Source organism: Pseudomonas sp. HLG18 (assembly GCF_051903985.1).
Lineage (GTDB): Bacteria > Pseudomonadota > Gammaproteobacteria > Pseudomonadales > Pseudomonadaceae > Aquipseudomonas > Aquipseudomonas fluorescens_BT.
Genome location: NZ_CP195831.1, coordinates 6003077 through 6026870, shown reverse-complemented (window position 1 = coordinate 6026870; position 23794 = coordinate 6003077). Strand labels below are relative to the sequence as shown.

General features: G+C 61.7%; 20 protein-coding genes. 4 read left to right on the top strand and 16 right to left on the bottom strand.

Translation table 11 applies throughout. From position 1 onward, the window contains the following. Positions 1–24 precede the first annotated feature (24 nt). The 6 genes from ACSPX5_RS27545 to ACSPX5_RS27520 form a co-directional block, all read right to left on the bottom strand. On the bottom strand, positions 25–1398 hold the full coding sequence (locus ACSPX5_RS27545; RefSeq protein WP_439820642.1) for a DUF1329 domain-containing protein: 1374 nt from the start codon (positions 1396–1398) through the stop codon (positions 25–27). A 52-nt stretch (positions 1399–1450) separates the two neighbouring features. Continuing rightward, the gene (locus ACSPX5_RS27540; RefSeq protein WP_169428775.1) at positions 1451–3409 is read right to left on the bottom strand and encodes a DUF1302 domain-containing protein; all 1959 of its coding nucleotides are present in this window, start codon (positions 3407–3409) and stop codon (positions 1451–1453) included. A gap of 45 nt (positions 3410–3454) precedes the next feature. After that, entirely contained in the window at positions 3455–4741 is a 1287-nt protein-coding gene (locus ACSPX5_RS27535) for a phospholipase (RefSeq protein WP_439820641.1), read from the bottom strand. A 241-nt stretch (positions 4742–4982) separates the two neighbouring features. Next, a complete protein-coding gene (locus ACSPX5_RS27530) occupies positions 4983–6551 on the bottom strand; it encodes an FGGY-family carbohydrate kinase (protein WP_439820640.1) in 1569 nt (522 codons plus the stop codon). 20 nt (positions 6552–6571) lie between these two features. Beyond that, complete coding sequence (locus tag ACSPX5_RS27525; RefSeq protein WP_439820639.1) at positions 6572–8167, bottom strand: glycerol-3-phosphate dehydrogenase/oxidase; 1596 nt, start codon at positions 8165–8167, stop codon at positions 6572–6574. Positions 8168–8172: 5 nt separating this feature from the next. Further along, positions 8173–9768 (bottom strand): FAD-binding oxidoreductase, encoded by a 1596-nt coding sequence (locus ACSPX5_RS27520; RefSeq protein WP_439820638.1) that lies wholly within the window; start codon positions 9766–9768, stop codon positions 8173–8175. Positions 9769–9979: 211 nt separating this feature from the next. On the opposite strand from ACSPX5_RS27520, the gene gliR reads away from it, so the two are divergent. Further along, positions 9980–11011, top strand: coding sequence for an AraC family transcriptional regulator GliR (gliR, locus tag ACSPX5_RS27515; protein ID WP_439820637.1), 1032 nt, complete (start codon positions 9980–9982; stop codon positions 11009–11011). A 463-nt stretch (positions 11012–11474) separates the two neighbouring features. On the opposite strand, the gene ACSPX5_RS27510 is transcribed toward gliR, so the two are convergent. From ACSPX5_RS27510 to ACSPX5_RS27470, 9 genes are all read right to left on the bottom strand, one after another. Next, the gene (locus ACSPX5_RS27510) at positions 11475–11843 is read right to left on the bottom strand and encodes a glyoxalase superfamily protein (protein WP_169428769.1); all 369 of its coding nucleotides are present in this window, start codon (positions 11841–11843) and stop codon (positions 11475–11477) included. 117 nt (positions 11844–11960) lie between these two features. Further along, positions 11961–13418 (bottom strand): N-acyl-D-amino-acid deacylase family protein, encoded by a 1458-nt coding sequence (locus tag ACSPX5_RS27505; RefSeq protein ID WP_439820636.1) that lies wholly within the window; start codon positions 13416–13418, stop codon positions 11961–11963. A 25-nt stretch (positions 13419–13443) separates the two neighbouring features. Next, positions 13444–14082 carry a YdcF family protein gene (locus tag ACSPX5_RS27500; RefSeq protein WP_439820635.1) on the bottom strand — a complete coding sequence of 213 codons (639 nt, stop codon included), beginning with the start codon at positions 14080–14082 and terminating at the stop codon, positions 13444–13446. Beyond that, positions 14079–14786 (bottom strand): HAD family hydrolase, encoded by a 708-nt coding sequence (locus ACSPX5_RS27495; protein WP_439820634.1) that lies wholly within the window; start codon positions 14784–14786, stop codon positions 14079–14081. The genes ACSPX5_RS27500 and ACSPX5_RS27495 overlap by 4 nt, the downstream gene beginning before the upstream one ends. Then, positions 14752–15927: an MFS transporter gene (locus ACSPX5_RS27490; protein WP_439820633.1), complete on the bottom strand. Its 1176-nt coding sequence runs from the start codon at positions 15925–15927 to the stop codon at positions 14752–14754. The genes ACSPX5_RS27495 and ACSPX5_RS27490 overlap by 35 nt, the downstream gene beginning before the upstream one ends. A 64-nt stretch (positions 15928–15991) precedes the next feature. Continuing rightward, the gene (locus ACSPX5_RS27485) at positions 15992–17713 is read right to left on the bottom strand and encodes a carbamoyltransferase family protein (protein WP_439820632.1); all 1722 of its coding nucleotides are present in this window, start codon (positions 17711–17713) and stop codon (positions 15992–15994) included. 416 nt (positions 17714–18129) lie between these two features. Further along, positions 18130–19023, bottom strand: coding sequence for an NAD-dependent epimerase/dehydratase family protein (locus ACSPX5_RS27480; RefSeq protein ID WP_439820631.1), 894 nt, complete (start codon positions 19021–19023; stop codon positions 18130–18132). Between the two features lie 103 nt (positions 19024–19126). Continuing rightward, complete coding sequence (locus tag ACSPX5_RS27475; protein WP_439820630.1) at positions 19127–20038, bottom strand: LysR substrate-binding domain-containing protein; 912 nt, start codon at positions 20036–20038, stop codon at positions 19127–19129. 60 nt (positions 20039–20098) lie between these two features. Further along, positions 20099–20689 (bottom strand): NAD(P)H-dependent oxidoreductase, encoded by a 591-nt coding sequence (locus ACSPX5_RS27470; RefSeq protein ID WP_439820629.1) that lies wholly within the window; start codon positions 20687–20689, stop codon positions 20099–20101. 203 nt (positions 20690–20892) lie between these two features. On the opposite strand from ACSPX5_RS27470, the gene ACSPX5_RS27465 reads away from it, so the two are divergent. Then, on the top strand, positions 20893–21207 hold the full coding sequence (locus ACSPX5_RS27465; RefSeq protein ID WP_169428761.1) for a putative quinol monooxygenase: 315 nt from the start codon (positions 20893–20895) through the stop codon (positions 21205–21207). Here ACSPX5_RS27465 and ACSPX5_RS27460 read toward each other — a convergent pair. Beyond that, on the bottom strand, positions 21197–21961 hold the full coding sequence (locus tag ACSPX5_RS27460; protein WP_439820628.1) for a sulfite exporter TauE/SafE family protein: 765 nt from the start codon (positions 21959–21961) through the stop codon (positions 21197–21199). The genes ACSPX5_RS27465 and ACSPX5_RS27460 overlap by 11 nt on opposite strands. Before the next feature lie 230 nt (positions 21962–22191). Here ACSPX5_RS27460 and ACSPX5_RS27455 point away from each other — a divergent pair, with 230 nt between their 5' ends. Together ACSPX5_RS27455 and ACSPX5_RS27450 are read left to right on the top strand one after the other, a co-directional pair. Then, positions 22192–23079: a LysR family transcriptional regulator gene (locus ACSPX5_RS27455; RefSeq protein ID WP_207867871.1), complete on the top strand. Its 888-nt coding sequence runs from the start codon at positions 22192–22194 to the stop codon at positions 23077–23079. Between the two features lie 166 nt (positions 23080–23245). Next, entirely contained in the window at positions 23246–23755 is a 510-nt protein-coding gene (locus tag ACSPX5_RS27450) for a flavin reductase (protein WP_007953834.1), read from the top strand. The last annotated feature ends 39 nt before the right edge of the window (positions 23756–23794 follow it).

Here is a 23794-nt window from a genome sequence, read left to right as displayed (position 1 = left end):
TTGCCCGCGATTGCGTCAGGCCACTTAACGCGTCCCCCGCTGCCGCAACGCCGATGGCATGAAGTACGAATCCTCCGGCACCGGTTGCGAGAAGTCGACGGTGGAGGCCTCTTCGTTATCCAGGTTTTGCACGTAGTACCGTCGCGCCTGCAAATCGTGGAAGACGTCGAGAGCGCTCCAGGTGGTGGGCAGGTCGTAGAAGTTTTTCAGGTAGGCCATCGACACGCGCCACAGCTCTCCTCGCCCGTCGTATTGATCCACCAGGGCGGCGCCCCAGCTGTCTTCGTCGAGGAACAGCACGCGTTTGGAATAGATATGCCGCGACGCCGGCTTGAGTGTGCCTTCGACCACCCAGACACGGTGCAGCTCGTAGCGGGTGTATTGCGGGTTGAGGTGGCCGGGGGTGAGCAGTTGGGCGTATTTCACGTCGGGGCTGCCGACTTTGTAGTTGTTGTAGGGGATGTAGATTTCCTGCTTGCCCTTGAGCTTCCAGTCGAAGCGATCCGGCGAGCCGTTGAACAGGTCGGTGTCGTCTGCGGTGCGCAGACCATCGGAGGATGCGATCGGCGTGTCGTAGGCGAGGTTCGGTGCGCGGCGGACGCGGCGTTGGCCGGCGTCATAGATCCAGGCCTGGCGGGCGTCCTTGAGCTGGTCCAGGGTCTCGTGCACCAGCGCGGCACCACCGGCAAGGCGCGCCGGGCTTTTCACGAAGGCGAGGTAGTAGAACAGGATGTTTTTCAGGTCGGCGAACTGGCCGCCCGGGCGGTAGTAGTTGAAGAAGCCTTCCTGCTGCGAGGTCACCAGCGCGAAACTGCCGTTGCGTTGTACCGGTGCTTCGGAGGCGCGACGAACAACGTAGATACCGCGATAGCGAGTGATGTGATTCCACAACACTTCGACCCCGTCCTTCGGCACCGGAAACGGCACGCCGCCATAGGCATCGGCGAATCCGCTGCCGCCCTCCAGTAACTTGGCCGAGGTCGCATTCTTCAGGGTGTTGTCATACAGCCACTGCGGCGCGGAGCCGGATCGGCGCGAGGGATAGACCGGCATCTGGAAGGTGTCGGGGTAGCTGTTGAACAGCGCGATCTGGCCGGGGCTCAGATGCGCCTTGTATTGGTCGAGGTTGGCCTTGGTGATTGTAAACAGCGGTTTGTCCGCCGCGTACGGATCAGGGTGATGCTGGCCGGGTTTGTAGCCGGCCGGCGCCTGGGTGATGCCGCCGGTCCAGGCCGGGATGGTGCCGGCCGCGTTGCCGGCGCGCTCGGCGCCCATGGGGGTGAGCGAGGTTTTCAGTTGTTCGGCTTGCTGGGGCGAGATGGCGGCCAGTGCACTGCCGGTGGCCAGGCCGAGGACGAGCGCCAGCGTGGTTTTGGTCAATCGTGAAGTGTGAAACATGTTCGTTCTCCGAAATAGCAAGCCCGCTCCCACATTGGGCTGCGCGCTGTGATTAAAGGAAATACTTGAGGTTGAACCCGACGTTGTCGCGGTCACGAATGCCGTTGTTCTGCCCGCCGCCCCAGAACTCGGTGTATTGCAGTTCGGCTTCGAGCTTGTTCTGGTAGTTGGCCTTGACCCCCAGGGTGTAGGCCTTGCGCCCGTCGATGGCGTTGCCGGCCTGGTAGCTGTTGCCTTTGAAGTCGTCCTTGTAGACGACGTAAGGCGAGACGTTGATCCCGGCGTACACGTCGTTCCAGGTGCCGTTGAACATCACCGTGTAGCTGTAGGAATTGCGGTTGACCTGATCGTCACGATCGCCGCCGGACACGTACGAAGTGTTGCCTGTGCCGGCGTAGTAACGGGTGCTGCCGTCGTAGGCGGTGTATTGCAGGCTGCTGCCGCGCAGGTGCTCGGAGGCCAGTTCGAAGATGCCGAACATCGAGTCGAACGACAGCGTCGGGCCGAAGTTGTAGATGCTGCCCAACGAGGTGTTGAACGCTTCCACCCGCTCGGCGTTGTTGATCTGGCTGTCGAGGGTGACCATTTGCCCGCCGACGTTGATGGCCTTGCCGGACACCGCTGCCGCAGCGCCATTGGCCAGGTCGCCGATCAAATCGTTGGTGGCCGCGATGCCGATGGGCAGGTTCGGCCGATAGGCCAGTTCACCGAACACCGAAGCATTGCCCAGCGTGGTGTTGAAACTGAAACCGTACATGCGGATGTCTTCGGCATAACGCCGATGGGCCTGGATGTTGCCCATCACATCGGCAGTCGCCAGACCGTTGGCGAGGGCCCCGGCCTGACTGCCGGCCACGCTGGAGAGCATGTTGGTCAGGGCATTCATGTCGATGCCCTTGTAGCCACCAAGGTCGGCGGCGATGGTCGGTTCCTTGGCGTGGTAGTTGACCATGTACAGGCCGAATTCGGTGCTGTTGAGTTCTTCGGCGATGTAGCGAAACGCAAAGCCGAACTGGCCGTCGTTGCGCGCGTTGTAGTCCTTGCCGATCGACGCCACCTTGAGGGTGTTGCCGTAGGCAGGAGTCACGCCGTTGGCATAGAGGCCGGTGGATTTCAGCGCCGGGCCGAGCAACGGGTTGTTGCCCAGTGCGCCGTACAGGCCGATGACATTGCCGAACCCCGGCACCGGCGTATCAAGCGCGGTGCCGCTGAAGTTGTTGTAAGCGGTGTTGCCGCCGTCGGCGAACAGGTCGGTCTGCGAGTAGAAGGTGCCGACCGGGTCGATGCGGGTTTCTTTCCAGTTGGTCTGGTAGAAGCTCTCCATCGTCAGGTTGTCGCTCAGGCCGATGTTGAAGCTGACCGCCTCCACCGGCATCAGCACTTCCTTGACCTCGGCGCCCGGCAAACGATATTTCGCCGCATCCACCGGGTTGGTGGTGTTGACCCCGCCGCGATAGAAAATCCCCTCGCCCCAGTTGAACACCTGACGCCCCACCCGCGCCGTGACCGGCATTTGCGCGACGTCCCAGCTGCCATGGACGTAGGCGTCGAGCATCTCGATCCGGCTGCCGGCAATGTCGCGGGTCTGGCCGGTGAAACGGTCGTCCTGGGGATAACTCTGGCTCGGCTGCGATGGGCTGTTGTTGCGGTAGTAGTCGTTGCGCTTGTCCATCAACTGGGTGTCGTAGAACGCGGTACCGCGCAGGAACATTCCGTAGTTCTGGTAGTTGGCTTCGAGCTCCGAAGTGATCTTGTACACCTCGGAAACCAGCCCGGTGTCGAAGTTGCGATTGCCGTCGTTGGTGTTGACGTCATCGTTGTTCTTGTCCCGGCCCTGAACCCGCCACAGGCGGCCATAGGACAAGGTCGTGTCGAGCGAGCCGGTGACCTGATTGTCCAGCACGCTGAACTCGGCAGCCTGCACCGCATCGACTGCGCAGAGTTGCAGCAGCCCTGCCAAACCGACACCGGGGAGCGCTACGCCGGACAGGCGCAATCGAGTGTTGATCATCTGTTCCTCCTTCCCTGTTCTTATTGTTGTGTGTTGCCGCGATGCTTAGGGCGCCAGCCCCGCGCTGACATAAATCCGGCTGTGGGCGCCGAAATGGCCGAGCAGTTTGAGCAGTTGTTGATTGAGTTCCGGATGCTCGAAAGTCTCGCGCTGCAACTGATTGCCCGCGCTGAAGTCGCTGGTGACCGGCGCCGTTTCCAGCCATTGGCCGATGGCTTCATCGAAGGCGGCGGAGTCGTCGACCGACTCGGCACTCACCACTTCGCGCAGGTAGTCCACCGAGTACGGCGGGTAATGCGCGTCCCCGGTGGCATCGGCATAAGCGTCGAGCATCGGATGCGGCTGACCGGCGCGCAGCACGCGGCGCAGCCAGGTCGACTGGTATTTCTCGACTTCCATGTGGCGGGTCGCGACCCGTTCGATGGACGCCTGTTTGTCCTCCGCAAAACCAGCCAGGGCCTTGCCTTCCAGCAGCAGAAGGCTCGGCAATTCGACGCCCGGCAACGGCTTGGCGTGATACGGCTGGGTCAGGTCCTGCACGTGGTGCAGGCCCCAACCGAGAAAGCGATAACCCCAGTAGGAATGGCCGCTGGCAAACGCCAGTCGCGCCAGCCCCATGTACTGATACGCACGCCAGTCCGGCCAACTGCGCTCGAGAAATCCGGCGGCCGCGTACACCACCGGGCTCTCATGGAAGAAGCCCATGTGGAACGGCGCCTGGGAGCTGTACTGGAAGCGCTCATCGCCAAACGGCTGCGGGCCGAAGCCGTACAACGCGGCGACTTCGCCGGGGTTGTCGCTAAACAGATTGATGTCGTGGCCGTAGTCCGGCTCATCGGCGGCGCTCGCCAGCACGGCCAGGGGCGCGACTGTTTCATGATCGGCCACGCGAATGAATCGCTGGCGATTCCACGGTGAAAGCGTCTGCTCGACCATGACCTGATCGGCCTGCAGATGCTCGCGCTCGGGCAGGTCTTTGCCCGGCAACGGCTGGATGACCATTGCCAGATGAATCAGCGGATTGATCCGCAACGCGGTGAGGAAGTCGTGGCGCAAATTGTCGCTCGGCACGGCGGGCAACCTGAGGTTGTCGGGGCGCGGCGGGTACTGCTTGAAGTGCTCGCGGGCGAAGCGTTCCTGTTCATCGAGCAACGCGACGATGGCCGGATATTGCTCGCCAAGAAACTGCTCCAGCGGTTCGACTACGACGGGCGGCGCATCGCGCAACGCCGGCAGATCCTGCAACGCCAGGTAGCTGCCCACCGTGTGATTCGACCAGCCCCACGCCGTCGGGGCCATTGCGCAAAGCAGCAGGAGGGAGATCAGCTTCATTGCTTCTGGTTCTTGTTATGTGTGCCGTGGGGATCGAGCCTAACAACCGACCCCGCCCCTGACACTGTCCGATCTCACCAGAAAAGTTCTCCGATAGCGCCACGTGCATGGCGCAAAAAAGCGCCTCCGTCTCCTGTGGGAGCGGGCTTGCTCGCGAAGGCGGTGGGTCATTGAAACAATTGGTGACTGATACTCCGCTTTCGCGAGCAAGCCCGCTCCCACAAGGGAATGTGTAGTTTTTCTAGGCCGGGTAACCGGTGATCTTGCGGATACTCTGGTACAACGGTTTGAGCTGCCGATACATGCGCAGATAAACGTCCTTGTACAGGCGCTCATAGACCTGCTGCGCCTCGGGCTGCGGCTGAAACACAGCACCAACCCGGGTCATCGCGGCAATCGCCGTGGGAAAATCTGCGTGCAACCCCAGCCCCACCGCGCAGCAAATCGCTGCACCCAGACCGGACGCCTCATAGACATGCGGACGCTCCGCCGGCAGGCCGAAGATGTTCGCCGTCAGTTGCATCGCCGCATCACTTTGCGAACCACCGCCAGCAACCCGCAAACGGGTGACGGAGATCTTCGAGCGCTTCTCGATTTTCTCCATGCCCTGGCGCAACGCATAAGCCAGGCCTTCGAGGATCGCCCGGTAAATGTGCGCGCGGGTGTGCACGTCACCGAACCCGATCATTGCGCCTTTGGCTTCCACGCCCGGTTCGCGAATACCGGGCGACCAATAGGGCTGCAACATCAACCCCATGGAACCCGGCGGCACCGCATCGACCAGCGCATCGAACAGTTGCTCGGGCTCGATGCCCTGCGCTTTGGCCTGCTGCATTTCCCGCAGGCCGAACTCGTTCTTGAACCAGCTGACCATCCAGTAGCCGCGATAGATCATCACCTCGCAGTTGTACTGATCCGGCACCGCCGACGGGTACGGCGGAATCAACGGGACGATTTCCAGATAGCGCGAGCGGGTGCTGGTGATCGTCGCCGTGGTGCCGTAGGACAGGGACACCGTGCCCGAGTCGACGACGCCGGAACCGAGCACTTCACAGGCTTTGTCGGCCCCCGCCGCAATCAGTGGAATCCCCTCGGGGATGCCGGTGTGACGACTGGCTTCGGCGCTGATATGGCCGAGGGTTTCACCGGGTTTGTACAAGGTTGGTAGTTGCTCGGGACGCACCGCCAGCGCCTGCCATTTCCAGTCACGCGGTGCGGCCCAGCGCAGACGTTTGAAATCGAACGGCAGGTAGCCGACGCAACAGCCCACCGAGTCGACGAAACGCCCGCACAGGCGATGCGTGAGAAACCCGGAGAGCAGCAGAAACTTGTCGGTCGCCGCCCACACATCCGGTTGATGACGGGCGATCCAGTTGGCCTCGGCCTGGGCGCGAAAGTAATCCACCGTGGCCTGTGCGCCGACCAGTTTGAACAGCCAGCCCCACGGGCCCTTGATCGCGCCTTCGACTTCGCTCTGGCGTTGGTCGAGCCAGAGAATCGCCGGGCGCAGCGGCTTGCCCTGAGCGTCGACGTTGATCACCGTGCCGCGCTGGGTAGTCAGGGAAACGCCGGCAATCTGCGAGCGATCGATGCCGGTCTGCTGCCACAGCTGCTGACAGGCCTCGCCCAGTTTCGCCCAGTAATATTCCGGATCCTGTTCGGCCCAGCCCGGTTGCGTCGAGTAATAGGCCTGCAATTCAACCTTGCCCTTGCCGAGCAGATTGCCCTGCAAATCGAAGAGCAGCGCGCGCACGCTCTGGGTGCCATTGTCGATGGCCAGCAGGTAACGCTTGTTCGGGTGGTTGTCCATGGAGCTCTCTTCGAGGGGCATCACTGCGCGATATCCGGCAGGCCGTGATGACGTTGCCATAACGCCTGGTAGCGTTGCTGTTCCTGTTGCCAGCGTTCGTCGTCCCAGCCAAGCCGTGGCTGGCAGAGTTGGCGAATGGCCGGGAAATACTCCGCACCGCCATGGGGCAACAACAGGCCGAGACGGGTTCGGCGCAGCAGCAGGTCATCCAAGTGGAGGACCATTTCCGCTTCGCAGGCGAAGGCCAATTCTGCCCACAAGGTGTCGGTGGCACCGACCGTTTCATGGCCCAGTTCGGTGAGCAGTTGCGCCAGCCTCGGCAGGTCCCGGCCATGTCGCCCGGCCAGCCGTCGCCATTGACCGGGACTGAGTCCGGGAATCATCAGTGGCGGTACCGCAGCAAACACCGGCGCGGCATCATCGTCAAAAGAACGGCCGAGCATGTCGGCGCAGGCCTTGAGCACTTCGATGGCTTGCGGGCGGAACGTCGTGAGCTTGCCGCCGGCCAACGTGACGCAACCCGGCTCCTGCCACAGCACATGTTCCCGGGTTTCATTCGACGGCGTATCCTGATGCTCGCCCGCCGCACTGCCCACCACCGGACGCACGCCGGACCAGGTTGAAAGCACATCGGCCGCTCTCACTTCAGCGCCGGGAAACTGCTGTCGGCAGGCGGCCAGCAGATAGTCGAGTTCTTCGGCGCTGATGCTCGCGCTCTGGTCCAGATTCTCTCGGTGATCGAGGTCGGTGGTGCCGACCACTGTGGCGCCTTCCCACGGGAAAACGAACACCGGACGCCGATCACGCTCATGCAAAAACGTGAACGCCTGCGCCACCGGCAAGCGCCAGCCCGGCAGCAACAAATGACTGCCGCGCAACGGGCGCAACTGACGCGGCGCTTGCGGAGGGCGCAAGCGTTCGGCCCAGGCCCCGGTGGCCACCGCCAGTACACCACATCGCAATTGCAGCGATACACCGGCTTCGCAGTCCTCGACCTGAACCCCGCACACCCGACCGTTTTCCCGCAGCAGATGCTCGACACGCATGCCGTTGAGCACCACTGCGCCGTCGGCCCGTGCTTCGCTCAACACGCGCATGACCAACCGAGCGTCATCGGTCAGCGCATCGACAAAACAGGTGCCACCCAGCAAGTCATGTTCTTTCACACCCGGAGCGAGATAACGCAGTTGCTGCGCATCATGGAAACGATGATCACGGCGCCCGGCCAATGCGTCGTAGATCGACAACAGACCACCCAGCACACGCGGCCCGGGAAAGCCGCCGCGATAGTGCGGCATCATGAAGCTCATCGGTTCCACCAGACCCGGCGCTTCGTCAAGCAGACGCTGGCGCTCACGCACCGAATCGCGGGTCAGCCGCCACTGACCTTTGGCGATGTAGCGCAAACCGCCATGGACCATTTTCGAGGATCGGCTGGAGGTGCCCCAGGCGAAATCACGCTGTTCCAGCAGCAGGCAATGCCAGCCACGGCGTGCGGCTTCACGCAGGATGCCGGCGCCACTGATGCCGCCGCCGATCACGATCAGGTCCCAGGTTTCAGCCGCCAGTGTCGGCAGGATTTGCCGGCGCCATTCGGCGTTCCAGTCCGCGCTCATCGCCGTCACTCCTGCAACAGCGTGCCGGGATTCAGGCGCCCGGCCGGGTCGAAGTGCCGGCTCAGCGCCTGCAAGGTGTCCATCGCCAGCGCGCCTTTTTCGCCCGGCAGGTACGGTGCATGATCCTTGCCCACACCGTGCTGGTGGCTGATGGTGCCGTGGTTGTCGACGATGGTCTGGCTGGCGGCGTGCTTGAGGGCTTTCCAGCGAGCGAGCGTCGCAGGATAGTCCGCCGCCGGACGAAACACGTAGGTGGTGTAGATGCTCGATCCTTCGCCGTAGACGTGGGACAGATGGGTGAACACATGCACCCGCTCACCCTCCGCCGCCAAGGCATCGCGCAGGCTGTTTTCGATCAGGTTGAGCAGGTTGTCGACGTTGCTCCAGTCGGTGGCAGTTTCGAGGGTGTCGACCACATAACCGGCGTTCCACAGATTCTCCCGCAGGTACGGAAAACGAAAGCGGTTCTGCGCCCACTTCTTGCCGAGCAGGGTGCCGGTGAACACGCCGCCGAACGCCTTCAGATGCTGACGGGCCTGGCTCAGGGACAACGCATTCTGCTTGCGATTACCGGTCACGCCGAACGTCAGCAGGCACTTGCCCTGCCCGGCGCCGCGCAGGTTCAGGTACTTCTCCAGCCAGGCGATCTGTTGCGGATGGCCGGCCAGCGCCAGTTGGGTTTCTGTTTCCACCGCGTTGGACAGACGCAGCATCGACAGCGGCACCCGCGCCTGGGCCAGTTGCTGAATGGCTTGCAGCGCCTTGCTCCAGCTGGGCAGAAACACACCGTAAAAACGCTCATCGGCCGGCAGCGCGCTGACCCGCACCTTGACCTCGGAAATGATCCCGAAACGCCCCTCGCAACCCAGCACCACTTCGCGCAGATCCGGGCCGGCCGCCGAGGCCGGGAAGGTTGGAATCTGCAGCGGCCCGGCGAAGGTTTCCAGGGTTCCGCCGGCGAACAGTTGCTCGATCCGCCCATAACGCAACGACTGCTGGCCGCTGGAACGACTGGCCACCCAACCGCCCAGCGTCGACAGCTCCCACGACTGCGGAAAATGCCCCAGCGTGTAGCCACGGGCGCGCAATTGGCTTTCCACCTGCGGGCCACTGGCGCCGGGACCGAAAGTCGCCAGCAGGCTTTGTTCATCGAGGTCAAGCAGGCGATTCATCCGCGCCAGGGAAACAGTTACTACGGGCCGCGCAGAGTCCGGCGGGTTGATGTGCCCGGCCACCGACGTGCCGCCGCCGTAGGGAATCAGGCACAGATCCTGGGCCTGGGCGAGCGCCAGCAACTGGCGGATGTGCTCGGCGGTTTCCGGGAACGCCACGGCGTCGGGATAGTGACCCAGCGCCCCTTCGCGCAACGCCAGCCAGTCCGGCAGGCTCTGGCCCCGGGCATGCAGCAGACGATCATGGGCATCGATGCTGTACATGGCGTGCTCTGCCAGCCGCGAGACCGGCACGCGGGCCAGCGCCGCTTCGAGTGTCGCATCGGGCAGCGCTCGCCCCTGCCCCAGTCGCTCATGGAGAAAACCTGCGCCCTGGGCCGGCAGTTCGACCACCGTGGTTGCATCTCCCCAGCCGTTCCAGCGTCGCATGCGAGTGTCCTTCTGTGCAGTCTGATCAGTGAAATTTCAGGCCCTCATACTAGTCAGCCGGCCGCAAGTGTCACGGTCGCATCCGGCCAGTTCGAGTAGCCAATTGAGTCAAACGTCGCGCAAGCGTCAGCCATTTACTTTAGTCGTGGATTCAAATTACCTTTCAGGGCGTTCATCCGCCCGTGGTGGCCTCGATCAAGGGAATTCGGTCATGCAATCGCTCGGCTTCACCTCCGTTCCGCCGCTGCTCAAGTACCTGCGCCATGCCGAACACCTGGGCCTGGCCATCGAGCCTGCGTTGGCGGCGGCCGGCTTGCAGGCGCAGCAGTTGAGCGACAACAGCCTGCGCTTGCCGGGTGAAACCCATGAGCGGTTGCTCGATTATTTCTGCGAGCACTCGGGTGATCCGTTGTTCGGTCTCAACGCCGCCAATTTTGTGCTGCCCAACTCCTGGAGCGTGCTGGGCTACATCACCATGAACTGCGCGACACTGGGCGATGCCATGAGCCGCATCATGCCGTTCGAAAAACTGGTGGGCGACATGGGCGTCAGTCGCGCCGAGGTGCAGGACAGCCACGTGCACCTGATCTGGAGCTGCCGCTTCGAACGCCCGCGGATTCGCCGGCATCTGGTGGAAAACGTGCTCGGCTCCTGGCTGCAATACGCACGCTGGATCGCCGACACCCAACTGTCGCCGGCCGCGGTGTGGCTGGAGCACTCACGCCCGGCAGACACGACGCTGACGCAGTACGAGCAGTTTTTCGAATGCCCGGTGCTGTTCGATCAACCGTATTCCGCGCTGATCGTGCCGTTGCCATATCTGCAGTTGCCGCTGCGCCAGGCCGATGCGCATTTGCTGCGCACGCTGGAGGAACACGCCCAGAGTCTGATGGCGACGCTGGAGGATGCGTCGCTGGAGCAGCGGGTCAAAAGCATCCTGCGCCAGTTGCTCAAGGAAGGTCTGCCGCGCAAGGAACAGGTGGCCGAACATCTCGCCGTCTCGGTGCGCACGCTGCAACGCCAGTTGCATCAGGCCGGCACCTCGTATCAGCAGATCCTCGATGACTTGCGCCAGGAGCTGGCCGAGCATTACCTGCTCAACAGCACCTTGCCGATTCAGGATATTGCGCAGTATCTGGGCTTCACCGAACCGCGCTCGTTTCACCGCACCTTCAAGAGCCGGCGCGGGATACCGCCCGGTGAGTTTCGGCAGATGCATAGGGTTAGTGGTGGTGCCGAATGAGTGTGCGACTCACAGCCCCCCTCACCCCAGCCCTCTCCCAGAGGGAGAGGGAGCCGACCGCAATATGCTCACGATCTATGCCGACCTGAAAACGCTTCTGTGAATCCATAATCGTCACGATCTTTCAGGTCGATGTATGACGATAGACACCTCGGTCAGTCCCCTCGACCTTTGGAGAGGGAGCCGACCGCGAATTACTCACGATTTACGCCGACCTGAAAGAAATTCTGTGAATCCATAATCGCCACGATCTTTCAGGTCGATGTATGGCGATAAACACCTCGGTCAGTCCCCTCTCCACTGAGAGAGGGAGCCGACCGCAATATGCTCACGATCTATGCCGACCTGAAAACGCTTCTGTGAATCCATAATCGTCACGGTCTTTCAGGTCGGTGTATGACGATAGACACCTCGGTCAGTCCCCTCTCCCCTGGGAGAGGGTTAGGGTGAGGGGGCTTTTGGCTCAGAGGCTGATCGCGTTGGTGAACACCAGTCGATTGCCGAACGGATCGGCGATGGTCATGTCCTGGCTGCCCCACGGCATGGCCTGGATGCCCGGGTGCGAAAACTTGTAGTTCTTCGCCAGCAGTTGCTGCTGGAACGCCTCCAGTTCATCGGTCTCGATTCGCAGGGCCGAACCCGGTGTCGCATCGCCGTGGTGTTCGGACAAATGCAGCACACACTCACCGCGCGAGACTTGCAGGTACAACGGGAAACCAGGCTCGAAGCGGTGCTGCCAATCGATCTTGAAGCCGAGGAAGTCGACGTAGAATTCCACGGCCTTGGCTTCATCGAAGATCCGCAGGATCGGGGTGGTTTTGCCGAAGCTCATGGGGTGCTCCCTGACTGATGGGCCCCGCCATGCAGCCGGGGTAGATGTCAGCAATTCGGCTTGGTGACGGCTTTCTTTAGTCGCAATGTGCCACCACTGTGACGCAATCCGCGAAACTCAGTGAAAGTTGTCACGCAGATCACCCTCACGCGCCAGAAACCGCCCTGCCCTTTGCCCGTTGATCTGCCCCTCTCGATAACTCAAAACGCCGTTGATCCACACGCCATCGATGCCTTGCGCGGCACGTTGCGGGTCGCTGAAGTCCGCCACGTCATGCACGGTTGCCGGGTCGAACAACACCAGGTCCGCCCAGTGTCCTTCGCGAATCTCGCCCCGCTCCTTCAAGCCGAAGCGCGCCGCCGACAGACCGGTCATCTTGTGCACGGCGGTGTGCAGCGGAAATAGCCCGACATCGCGACTGAAATGGCCGAGCACCCGTGGGAAAGCCCCCCACAGGCGCGGATGGGGGAACGGGTCTTCCGGCAGGCCATCGGAACCAACCATCGACAGCGGATGGGCGAGGATCCGGCGCACGTCACTCTCGTCCATGCCGTAATACACCGCGCCGGCCGGTTGCAGGCGTCTGGCCGCGTCGAGCAGTGGCATCGTCCATTCGGCAGCGATGGCGGTCAGGTCGCGACCGCTGACTTCCGGATGAGGCGTCGACCAGGTGATGGTGATGCGGTGGGCGTCGGTGACCTGCTTCAGATCCAGCGTCGAAGAACTGGCCGCGTAGGGGTAGCAATCACAGCCGACCGGGTGGGTTTTCGCCGCCTCTTCCAGCGACGCGAGCAACTGCGCACTGCGTCCCCAGTTGCCCACGCCGGCACATTTGAGGTGGGAAACGATCACCGGCGAACGGGCGTGGCGGCCAATGCGAAACGCTTCGTCCATGGCCTCCAGCACCGGTTCGAATTCACTGCGCAGGTGAGTGGTGTACACCGCGCCAAACGCATTCAATTCTTCGGTCAGTTGCATGACTTCATCGGTGGACGCCGAAAACGCACTCGCATACGCCAGCCCTGTGGATAAACCAAGGGCGCCCGCTTCCAGGCTTTCACGCAACTGCTCGCGCATCGCGGCGATTTCAGCGTCGGTGGCGGTGCGAAAAAGATCATCGAGGTGATTGCTGCGCAGCGCCGTATGCCCGACCAGCGCCGCGACGTTCAAAGTGGTGTTGGCCGCTTCGACCGCCGCGCGGTAATCGCTGAAACGTGGATAGACGAATGCGGCGGCAGTGCCGAGCAGGTTCATCGGATCCGGTGGATCGCCCTTGAGACTGACCGGCGCTGCACTGATCCCGCAGTTGCCGACAATTACCGTGGTCACACCCTGGCTGAGCTTGGGCAGCATCTCCGGCTGGCGGATCACCACGGTGTCGTCGTGGGTGTGCACGTCGATGAAACCCGGCGCCAGCACACGGCCCGCGGCGTCGATCTCTTCGGTGGCGCGGGCATCGCCCGGATCGCCGATGCGCGCGATGCGGCCATCGAGGATTGCCACGTCAGCGGCGTAACCGGGAGTGTTGCTGCCGTCGATGACCAGGGCGTTGCGAATCAGTGTGTCGTACAGCATGTCAGTCTCCGGCGGCAGCGCGGCGTCAGTGTCTGCCTTTGATCAGATGGTGATCGAATCCTTGTTCGATCAGGTAGCGCCAGGCCACCTCGACTTCCTCGGGAATCCCCTGCTCGACCTGATAGCCCAGCGAAGGGTAAACCATGATTCGGTGGATATCGCCGACCATTTCGTCGATCAGTCCCAGGACCCCGATCAGGTTGCTGACCTCCCCCGGAAAACCGAACGACGGGGCATCCACCCAGGCCTCAAGCCCTGGCCATTGAACCGGCAAGGTCAACGCCACGCGCCGGATCGAATTCGGCTTGGTCAGGAACGTCGCCCGACGCACCTGCGGGAACAACGCTCGGGCAAACGCGATGTTCTCGGCGAAGTTGGTGGCGCGGGATTCGAGGGTGAACTGATCCGGCGAAACACCCTGCACCATGGCCCGTTGGGCAAAAATATCGGCTTCGGTGCGTTCCCACAAATGCTTCGTCCAGTTGCCGGTGTTGCCGGTAAACAACAGATGCGGGGCGACCCCTTTTTTCAGCAACTGACAGGCGTAATCACAGACCCGAAGGTCGTAGGAGCCGCACACCACAATCAGCTCGCACTCACTGTGTTGGCGTCCTGCTCCCAGGAAATTCCACAGGACGGTCGCGTGTCGCAAGGTCGGCGTCATGAGCGTGCGAACCTCTGGGCAACCTGCCCGCTGATAAACAGCCCGCCGTCGGCATAGAGGTGCGTATCCACCCCGCCCGGCGAGACCGGGAGCGCCGTGAAATCCGCGTACGTACGCAGTGCCCCGTGAGCGCTCAGCGTCGGATCGTCGCCGATACCGATGCACAGCGCGCCGCTGCTGACCGCTGATTGCACACCGCTGACGGAGTCTTCGAAGACCAGGCATTCATCGCTCTGACGCTCCAGTCGCGCGGCGGCCAGGCGATAAGGATCGGGAGCCGGTTTGCCGCTGCGCACATCGTCGCGGCAGACGATGCAGTCAAAAACCGACGTCAGGCCGTGCTGCTGCAGGACGTGGTCGACTCGCGCTCGCCAACTGCTGGTCACCAGCGCCAGCGGCACGCGCCCATTCAATCGGGCGATGAACGCAGCGACACCCGGCACCAGCGCGCAGATCGAAACTTCTTCGAGGGCGTCGACTTCTTTCTTGATGGCCACACGCGTCTGTTCGTCGAACTGACCGAACAGGGCCTGCAGGGTGTAACCGCCCGGGCGGCCGTGAACGTGATCGTCGATGAACGCCTGATCGACGGCAACACCGTAGTTGCGCGCCACCGTGGTCCAGGCGAATTCGATGACCTCGCGAGACTGGATCAGCACACCGTCCATATCAAAGCAGACGGCTGTAAACGTTCGTTGTGTCATCGGTTGCACTTCGCATTTTCTGGTGAGCAATGAATGCCAGCGCGGTTCCCATCAGGGCAAACAACGCCATGACATACCAGGACCATTGTGGCTGCGTCTCGTACAGATACCCGGCAAATGGCGTGGCCAGGCCCATGGGCAAGGCAACCGCCAGCGAGTAATAGACACCCTGGGTAAAGACCTGGATATCGGGCGGGGCGTGATCGCGAATGCAGCGCATGATCGCCGAGTGATACGCCGCGAAACTCAGGGCGTGCAGACATTGCCCCAACAGGATCACCGGGACTGCATCGCTGTCGGAAAACAGCGCCCAGCGCGCCGCCGCACAGACACTGGAAAACATTACGATAGACAACGGTGAACAGAACGACAGGATTTTGTTGGAGAACGCGAAATAGGTGATTTCCGCGATAACCGCCACTGACCAGAACACCCCGATGGCGGTTGAAGAATAGCCTTTCACGCCCCAGCCAATCGACGCCGTGGAAAAGTACAGGGTGTGACTCAGTTGAATGAAACTGGCGGCGGCAATCGCAATCAACAGGCCCTTTTGAGCGAACAGCGCCTTCCAGTCGGGCCGCTTCGTCCCACGCTCGGGTTGTTGCAGATGCGCCAGCGTGACCTGACGCTTCAGCCACAGACACGCCAGCGCGGTGAGCAACATGCACACGGCAATCACCACCGGCACCCACGACTGGCTGTACTGCGCAAACAACAGACCGCCGAGGGTCGATGTCAGGATAAAGGCCGAAGAGCCCACCGCGCGGACCCAGCCATAGTTCTGCAGGGCTTGCTTGTCACGCTTGAGCAGATAGGACTCGGACAGCGGCAACACCACCATCCACAGCCCGCCAAACAGAATGCTCAGGCACACGAATCCCCACAGGTGCACCGGCAGGAAATAGAACAGCAACGTACACAACGCCGCCGAAAATCCGAGAATGGCCGCCAGCCGCAGTTGATCCACGCGCCAGTCGGCTACGTAGGTGATCAACACGCCGGTCACGACCTGGGGCCAATAGACCGCTGCGATCAGCAGGCCGATCTGGCTGGCGCTGAAGCCCAGCGAATTCAGCCAGGTCGGCCAGAACGGATAGATGATGCCTTCCGCGGCAAAGAACCCGAAAAAGATCAGATACATGGGTCAACCATACGCTCGATGCTCCTGAGCAGGGCTCCAGCGGAGCCCTGTAACCATCCTTCCATTATTCGAAGCGTTGCTGGGTGAAGCTGTTTTTGCCTTTGCGCCAGACAATCAGTGATTCACTCATCACCACCAGATCGACCATCCCGTCTTTCAGTGCATCCAGTGCATCCTGCGGCGAACAGACAATCGGCTCTTCATGGCGGTTGAACGAGGTGTTGATCAACGCCGCCTGACCGGTCCGCTCATGCCAGGCATTCAACAGACGATGCATGAATGCATCGCGCTGCGGGCGAATGATCTGCGGCCGCGCCGTGCCATCGATGTGCACGACTGCCGGACTGGCCTCGCTGAACTGCGGATGACAATCGTAGGTCATGGTCATGGTATCTGCCGCCACCTGGTCCTCGTCCCACCCGACATAGCAGGCCGCCGCGTGTTCGATGGCGGTGACCGGACCGAACGGCATGAACTCGGTACGGTGCATGCGCTTGTTCAGCCAGTCGTTCACTTCGCTATCCTGCGCGTGATAGACGATGCTGCGGTTACACAGTGAACGTGGCCCGAACTCCATCTTGCCCTTGAACATGCCCAGCACCTGATTCTCCATCAGTGCGTCGGTCAACACGTCGATGATGTTCGACGGGGTGTGGTAACCGAGCTCGGGATAGTTGCGATGGATCAGGTTGATGTTCTGTGAAACGCTGCGCGAGTCCGGCCCCAGGGTCATTGCCGGGTTCCTGAAACGGGTGCCGTTCTCCAGGTACGCCGCCCCGACGGCAGCCGCCAGCGCCAGCCCGCCATCGCCCATGCATGGCAGCACATAGACGTTTTTCACGCCGGGAATCTCGCGCAGGCGCTGGTTGAGTTTGACGTTGCCAAACACGCCGCCGGCCAGGCACAGGTTGGTGCTGCCGCGTTGTTCCAGATGATGTTTGACGATCGCCACCAGCAAGTCTTCGCTATGGCGCTGTACCGCGGCGGCGATGTCCTCCGGGGTTTCCCGGGAGAACAGGGTCTCCAGAGATTCGCTGTAATTGTTGTAGGACGGCACGAACAGGTCGCCGCAACTCGCCTTGATGCGCCCGTCTTCGAAACGGATCATCTGCTGCATCACCCCCAGCAACTTCTGCGGATCGCCGAACGCGGCCAGACCCGTGACTTTGCCTTCATGACGGTTCGGCTTGTAGCCCAGCAAGTGGGTGATCCGGCCGTAGAAGTAACCCAGGCTGTCGATGCTGGTTTCGCGTTGCAAAACCGTGGTTTCGGTCGGGCTGTACCAGGTCACGGTCAGGGACTGGAAGTCGCCGCGCCCGTCACAGGTCAGGGTCAAGGCCTCATCGAACGGCGAGCAGACATAAGCACCGAGGGCATGGCATTCATGGTGATCGATGTAATACGCCTTGCCGGCCAGGCCATTGGCGGCAATGTACCGGTCGAATTCGGCGCGCTTCTCTTTATCGTTTCGGACTTCATCGGTGACACGCTGGCGGAACTGCGCCAGGCCCTCGGGGTTGTTCCGGACCTCTTCGACGATCCGGTCGAAATACAACTCAAGATGTTTATCGGCGTTGAAACCGGCATTCCATCCGTAAGCCACGTAGTCGAGATCTTCCAGTGACACGCCAGCCTGGCTCAACACAAACTCGATGGACCTGGCGGGCCAGATCTTGTGGTCCTTGATACGGGTGAAACGCTCTTCGCTGACCGCCGAGAGAATCTGACCATCGCGTACCAGGCAAGCGCCCGACAAATCGTTATTGGTAATGCCCAAAATGACCATAACTACTCCTTGTTCTTGCCAATTTCGCGGATGAGTGTGCCCACGACCCAAGAGCGCAATGCTCCGGCCAGGGCGCTTGGCGCCGTGTCATGAACCGTGAGGAGGCGAAATCGTCTGATTCGCCCGGGATATGCCTTTACGAGCAGGCAGCAGAGGTGCGTATTGCCATCGCAAATTCCTTTTGCAAAAAAATTCCACGGGCGTTACCCACCGACCTGGCCTCATGGCCAGACAACCAGTGGGTGCCCGCTATCCTACAAACCGGCCAACTGCGTTGGCCATGCCTGTGCGGGAATCAGACTAGTAGGAAATGTCTGAACGCTTCGATGAGCCTCGGCGCCCTGTCCTTCTTTTCCGGGGCATAAAAAAACCTGTGGGAGCCGGTGGGCTCCAACAGGTTCAAGTGTGGTGCGGGCTCACACCATTTCGTGGCGAATCCACTCGACCACCGACGTGCGCTTCGGCGCCCAACCCAGCAATTCGCGGGCGTGCTTGCCGCGAACCCTGCTGTTGGAACCCAGACCGTAGTTGGCCATTTCGTAGCCCCACTCGGCTTCGGCGTCTTTCAGCGGCCAGTCCTGTGGCTGGCCCAGGTTCAGGGCTTCGGCCATGGCGGTGGTCATGTCGATGAATGACGCTTCGCCGCTTTCGACAAAGTAGAACGTGCCCGGGACGTTTTTGGTCAGGGCCAGCAGGTACAGCGCCACCACGTCTTCGATGTGCACGTTGGACCAGATGTTCCGGCCGGTGCCGACGTGACGCACCACGCCGCTTTTGCGTGCCTGTTTCAGCAGGCGCGGCAGTTGCACGCTGTCGCGATGGACGCCCAGGCTGTGGCCGTAGATCAGGGTGTTACAGATGACGGCCGAGTTAACGCCGTCCTTCGCTGCCGCGAGGATCAGGTTGTCGATGGCCACCCGTGCGGCCTTGTCGACGGTCGGCTCAGGCAGGTTGTCTTCGAAGTAGATGATGTCGCTGGATTTGCCGCCCGAAGCATCGCCGACGATGCTCGAACCGCTGGTGTGCAGGAACACTTTGTTCGAGCCGCGCAAGGCATCGAGCAAGGCTTCGACCGCGCCGCGATGATCGCTGCTGGCGGCGTTGATCACCGCGTCGGCGGCACGGGCCTGTTCGGCCAGCAGCGCCTTGTCGTCGAGGGTGCCGATCACCGGGGTGATGCCCAGTGCTTTCAACTCATCGGCCTGTTCGGCGCTGCGCACCAGACCGGTGACGGTGTGGCCGGCCTGGACCAGACCGGTGGCGATGGAGCCGCCGATAAAACCGGCAGCGCCGGTGACGAATACGTTCATGGAGAAACTCCCTGCGTGAATAAGTGATGCAACGAGTATCGACCGCCAAGCCCGGTGGAAAAACCCGCCCTCAACCAATTCACTCTTGCGCAGGGATCACGAATCAGCCCTTGAAATCGGCACTGGCGTAAGCCGCCAGTTTGCTCTGGATGAAGTCGAGGAAGCACTGGATGCGCAGTGCCAGTTGCGAGTTACGGTAGTACACCGCGTTGATCGGCTGGCGATAACCGCTGTTGAACTCCGCCAGCAACACCTTGAGACGCCCGGCGCGGATGTCGTCGATGGTCATGAAGTGCGAAAGACAGGCAATGCCCTGGCCTTCGAGCGCCAAATGGCGAACCGTCTCGCCACTGGACGCGCTGATCGCCGGGGTGATCGGCCAGCGGTCGCCGTGCACGTAACGCAGCGGCCACTGATTAAGGCCTTCGTTCTGGGTGAAGCCGAGCAAGGTGTGCGCGCTCAGGTCAGCCACTTCCAGCGGCACGCCGTGTTTTTCCAGATACGCGGGACTGGCGACGATCAGCAGCGGACTGCAGCCGAGCGAGCGGGCATGCAACGTCGAATCGGCGAGGGTGCCGATGCGGATGGCGACGTCGGTGCTTTGTTCCAGCAGGTCAATGATCAGGTCGTTGCTGTTGAGTTCGAGCTGGATGCCCGGGTACAGCTGCCGGAATTCGTCGATGTACGGCACGATGGCGTGGAGCATGAACGGCGACGCGGCGTTGATGCGCAGCCGTCCTGATGGCGTCTGCTGGCGCGAGGACAGGCGCTCTTCGAGCTGGTCCATCTGGTCGAGGATCAGCTTGGCCTGTTCGAAGAAATACTTGCCCTCCTCGGTCAGGTCCATGCGCCGTGTGGTGCGGTTGATCAGCGTGGTGTCGAGCTTGGCTTCCAGCCGCGACAGCGTGCGACTGACCGCCGACGGCGTCTGTCCGACCTGCTCGGCGGCGGCGGAGATCGAACCGCATTCGATCACGCAGACGAAAATCTGCAACTCATCGGATCTGGCTTTCACTGGTGTCCTCGAATCGAAAGGCCTGCTGCACAGGCTCAGGCCTTCGATAGTAGCCGAGCGTCAGGCCTTGAGGCCAAACACCTCGGTCAGATGCTGCTCGTAACGCGCCACGTCGGCCTCGATGTTCGGGCGCTTCATCACGTCCACACAGAGGAACGTCGGCAGGCCGGTCATGCCGAGGAACTGGTTGGCCTTGTGGAACGGGAAGTACACGGCGTCCACGCCTTTGGCTTCAAAGAAATCGGTCGGATCATCGAACGCCTGCTGCGGTGCGTTCCAGGTCAGCGACAGCATGTATTGCTTGCCGTGGATCAGACCGCCGCTGCCGTATTTCTGCGAGGAGTCGGAACGAGTGCGGCCGTCGCTGGCATAGAGGCTGCCGTGGCCTTCGGTGAACACTTCGTCAACGTACTTTTTCACGGTCCACGGCGCGCCCATCCACCAGCCCGGCATCTGATAAATGATCACGTCGGCCCAGAGGAATTTGGCGACTTCTTCGGCGACGTCGTAACCCTCGTCGATGAAGGTGGTCTTGACGTCGACACCGCCGCGATCCAGCACGCTCAGCGCCGCTTCGTGCAGGGTGGTGTTGTAACGACCGTCGGAGTGGGCGAATTTTTTACCGCCGTTGAGCAACAGCACTTTCTTCATGGGGGAGCCTCGATCGGATTCCGATGCGCAGCGCAGAGCGCTGGATGGAGAAGGGGAAAAATTGAATGGCGGCAGATTAGCGATCCGCCTCGCGCGGAATAAGCACCGGTTGCGCAAAATTCATTTGAGTAAAACGCACGAATCGAATGCCGATTCTTGCCGTAGGATTGGCCGCCATCTGAATTTGAATGGAGTTTTTTGCGATGAGCGAACGCCAGGGTTTCATCCTGCACGCCAAGACCCGCCCGGAAAAAGCCGAGGCTTTCGAAGCGTTTTTCCGCGCCTACGTCGAACCGAGCCGCGCCGAACCCGGCTGCATCGAGTACCACATGCTGCGCGACAAGGAAGACCCGACGCTGTTTATCTTCTACGAGATCTGGGAAACCCAGGCGCATCTGGACGTGCACTCGAACCTGCCGCACATGCAGCAGTTTCTCGCTCAGCGCATGGAGTATCTGGAACGGGATTTCGACATCCGTCCGATTGAAATGCTCAGCGCGTCGTCCGCTAGCCGCTGATCAGCAGATGGGCGCCGAGCGCGCCCAGACCGATGAAGAACACCCGCCTGAACAGCACGGCGCTGATACGCTGACGCAGCCACTGGCCGAGCAGCATGCCGAGCAACGCCGGGATCAACGCCAGCAACGAAGCGCTCAACTCCGGGCCGCCCAGCGAGCCGCGCCAGAGCAATTCACCGGCCAGCGCCAGGGTCGACACGGTGAAGGACAGGCCCAGCACCTGCACCAGTTCATCGCGGCGCAAACCCAGTGCCTGCATGTACGGGACGGCGGGAATCACGAACACTCCGGTGGCCGACGTGATGACGCCGGTGATCACACCACAGAGCGGCCCCAGCCATGGTTCATGGCGGCGACTGACACTCAGCGTCGGCAGGAACAATCCGCTCAGCGCATAGAGCAACAGCGCCGCGCCGAGCCCGCGCACCACCCATTGCCCGCCTGCCAGGCCGATCCACAAGGTGCCGATGGCCGTGCCGAGGAAGATCGCCAGCAACATCGGCCACAAGCGTTTGACCAGCCCCTGCAAATGCCCGCCGAACGCCAGTTGCCAGACGTTGGTGAGCGTCGCCGGAATGATCAACAACGCGGCAGCCTGCGACGGCGCCATAGCCAGACCGAGCAACCCCATGGCGACAGTGGGCAGGCCCAGACCGATCACGCCCTTGATCATGCCGGCGACGACAAAGGTCGCAATCACCAGCAATGACAGAGCCAGACCGAGGTTTTGATAGAAATCTGCGAGTGCGTTCATGGCGATACTGTGCGCCTGCGCAGATCAACTGAAAATCTGTCATACACTGAGGCTGCCTCTATCTATACAAGAGGCTTGCTGTTTCTTCGCGGCCGCCGGCCTCTTCGCGGGCAAGCCCGCTCCCACAGTGTCTGTGTTGTACGCAGAACTTGTACTCGACATCGGACCTGTGGGAGCGGGTTTGCCTGCGAAGGCGTCGGGGCTGACACCACTGATATTGAGGCTGCCCCATGCACTTTGACCTCACCGACCTGCGCCTGTACCTGCACATCCTCGACAGCGGCAACATCACCGCCGGCGCCGCACGCAGTCATCTTTCACTGGCGGCGGCCAGTGCGCGGATCCGGGCGATGGAAGCGTCGCTGGGCACCGAGTTTCTTGAGCGTGGACGTCGTGGTGTCACGCCGACGCCGGCCGGCAAAGCCCTGGCGCAACACGCACGAGTGTTGCTGCAACAGGCCGAACGTCTGCAACAGGATCTGGCCGAGTACGCGCGCGGCGTCAAAGGCCAGGTGCGCTTGCTGTGCAACACCACGGCACTCAGCGAATACCTGCCGGAGGTGCTGGCGGATTTCCTGCGTGAGCATCCCAACCTCGACATCGATCTGCAGGAGTTGCCCAGCGCCCGCATCACGCATGCATTACGCCAAGGGGCGGCGGATCTGGGCATTGTGTCCGACGCGATCGACACCACCGACTTGCAGACCCGAGCCTTTCGCGACGACCCACTGGTGCTGATTCTGCCTCTGGACCATCCGCTGTCTGACGCGACCGAAGTCAGTTTCAGCGACGCCTTGCGTCACGACTTCGTCGGCCTCGACGCCGACAGCGCGCTGGCGGTGTATCTGGAGGAACAGGCACTGCACAGCGGCTCGCGAATGCAGATCCGCATCCGCGCCGATGGTTTCGATGGCGTGATGCGCATGGTCGCTCGGGGTGCCGGCATTGGCATCGTTCCGCTGGCGGCAGTTCAGCGGTCCGCATCGCGGGGCTTCAAGACCCTGCCGATGAATGAAGGCTGGGCCGTTCGCAAACTGTTGCTGTGTGCCCGGGATTTCACCACGTTGCCAAGCTACGCCACAGCCTTGTTGCAAGCCTTGGCCCTCCCCGGGGATTGATCTTTTCATCCGCAAAATAAGCTCAAGGAATAGCTTGCAAGGTACGTATACATACGTACTATATCGCCAGAGCGAACGTGTTGCCCGATACCCGTTTTCGCCCAACGACAACGGACAAGGAAGAACGGATCGGCTCCATTAAACCTACATGGAATGAGGTGACGCGATGGTTGATTCAACGGAGTTTCGTAATGCAATGGCGATGCTGGGGAGTGCTGTCACCATCGTCACGACCGATGGCCCTGCGGGGCGTTTCGGCTTTACCGCGTCGGCGGTGTGCAGCGTGACGGATTCACCGCCCACGCTGCTGGTGTGCGTCAATCGCTCGTCGTCCAATCACGAGCATTTCAAGACCAATGGCGTGCTGTGCGTGAACGTCCTGACCGGCGATCACCAGTCGACATCAGGGGCGTTCGCCAATCGGCAGTTGAGCATGCAGGAGCGTTTTTCCAGCGTGAATTGCCAGACGCTCAAGACCGGTTCGCCGGTGATCGAAGAGGCGCTGGTCAGCCTCGATTGCCGGGTCAGCAAGGTCGACGAGGTCGGCACCCACAGCATCTTCTACTGTGAAATTCTCGAACTGCAGCAGCACAGCGAGGCCACGGAAGGCCTGGTCTATTTCAACCGCAGTTACTACCGTCTGAACGACGAACTGCGCCTGGCACCCGAGCAGTGATCCAGACACCCGCCGGCCTCGGCTGAAGCCGGCCGGCGG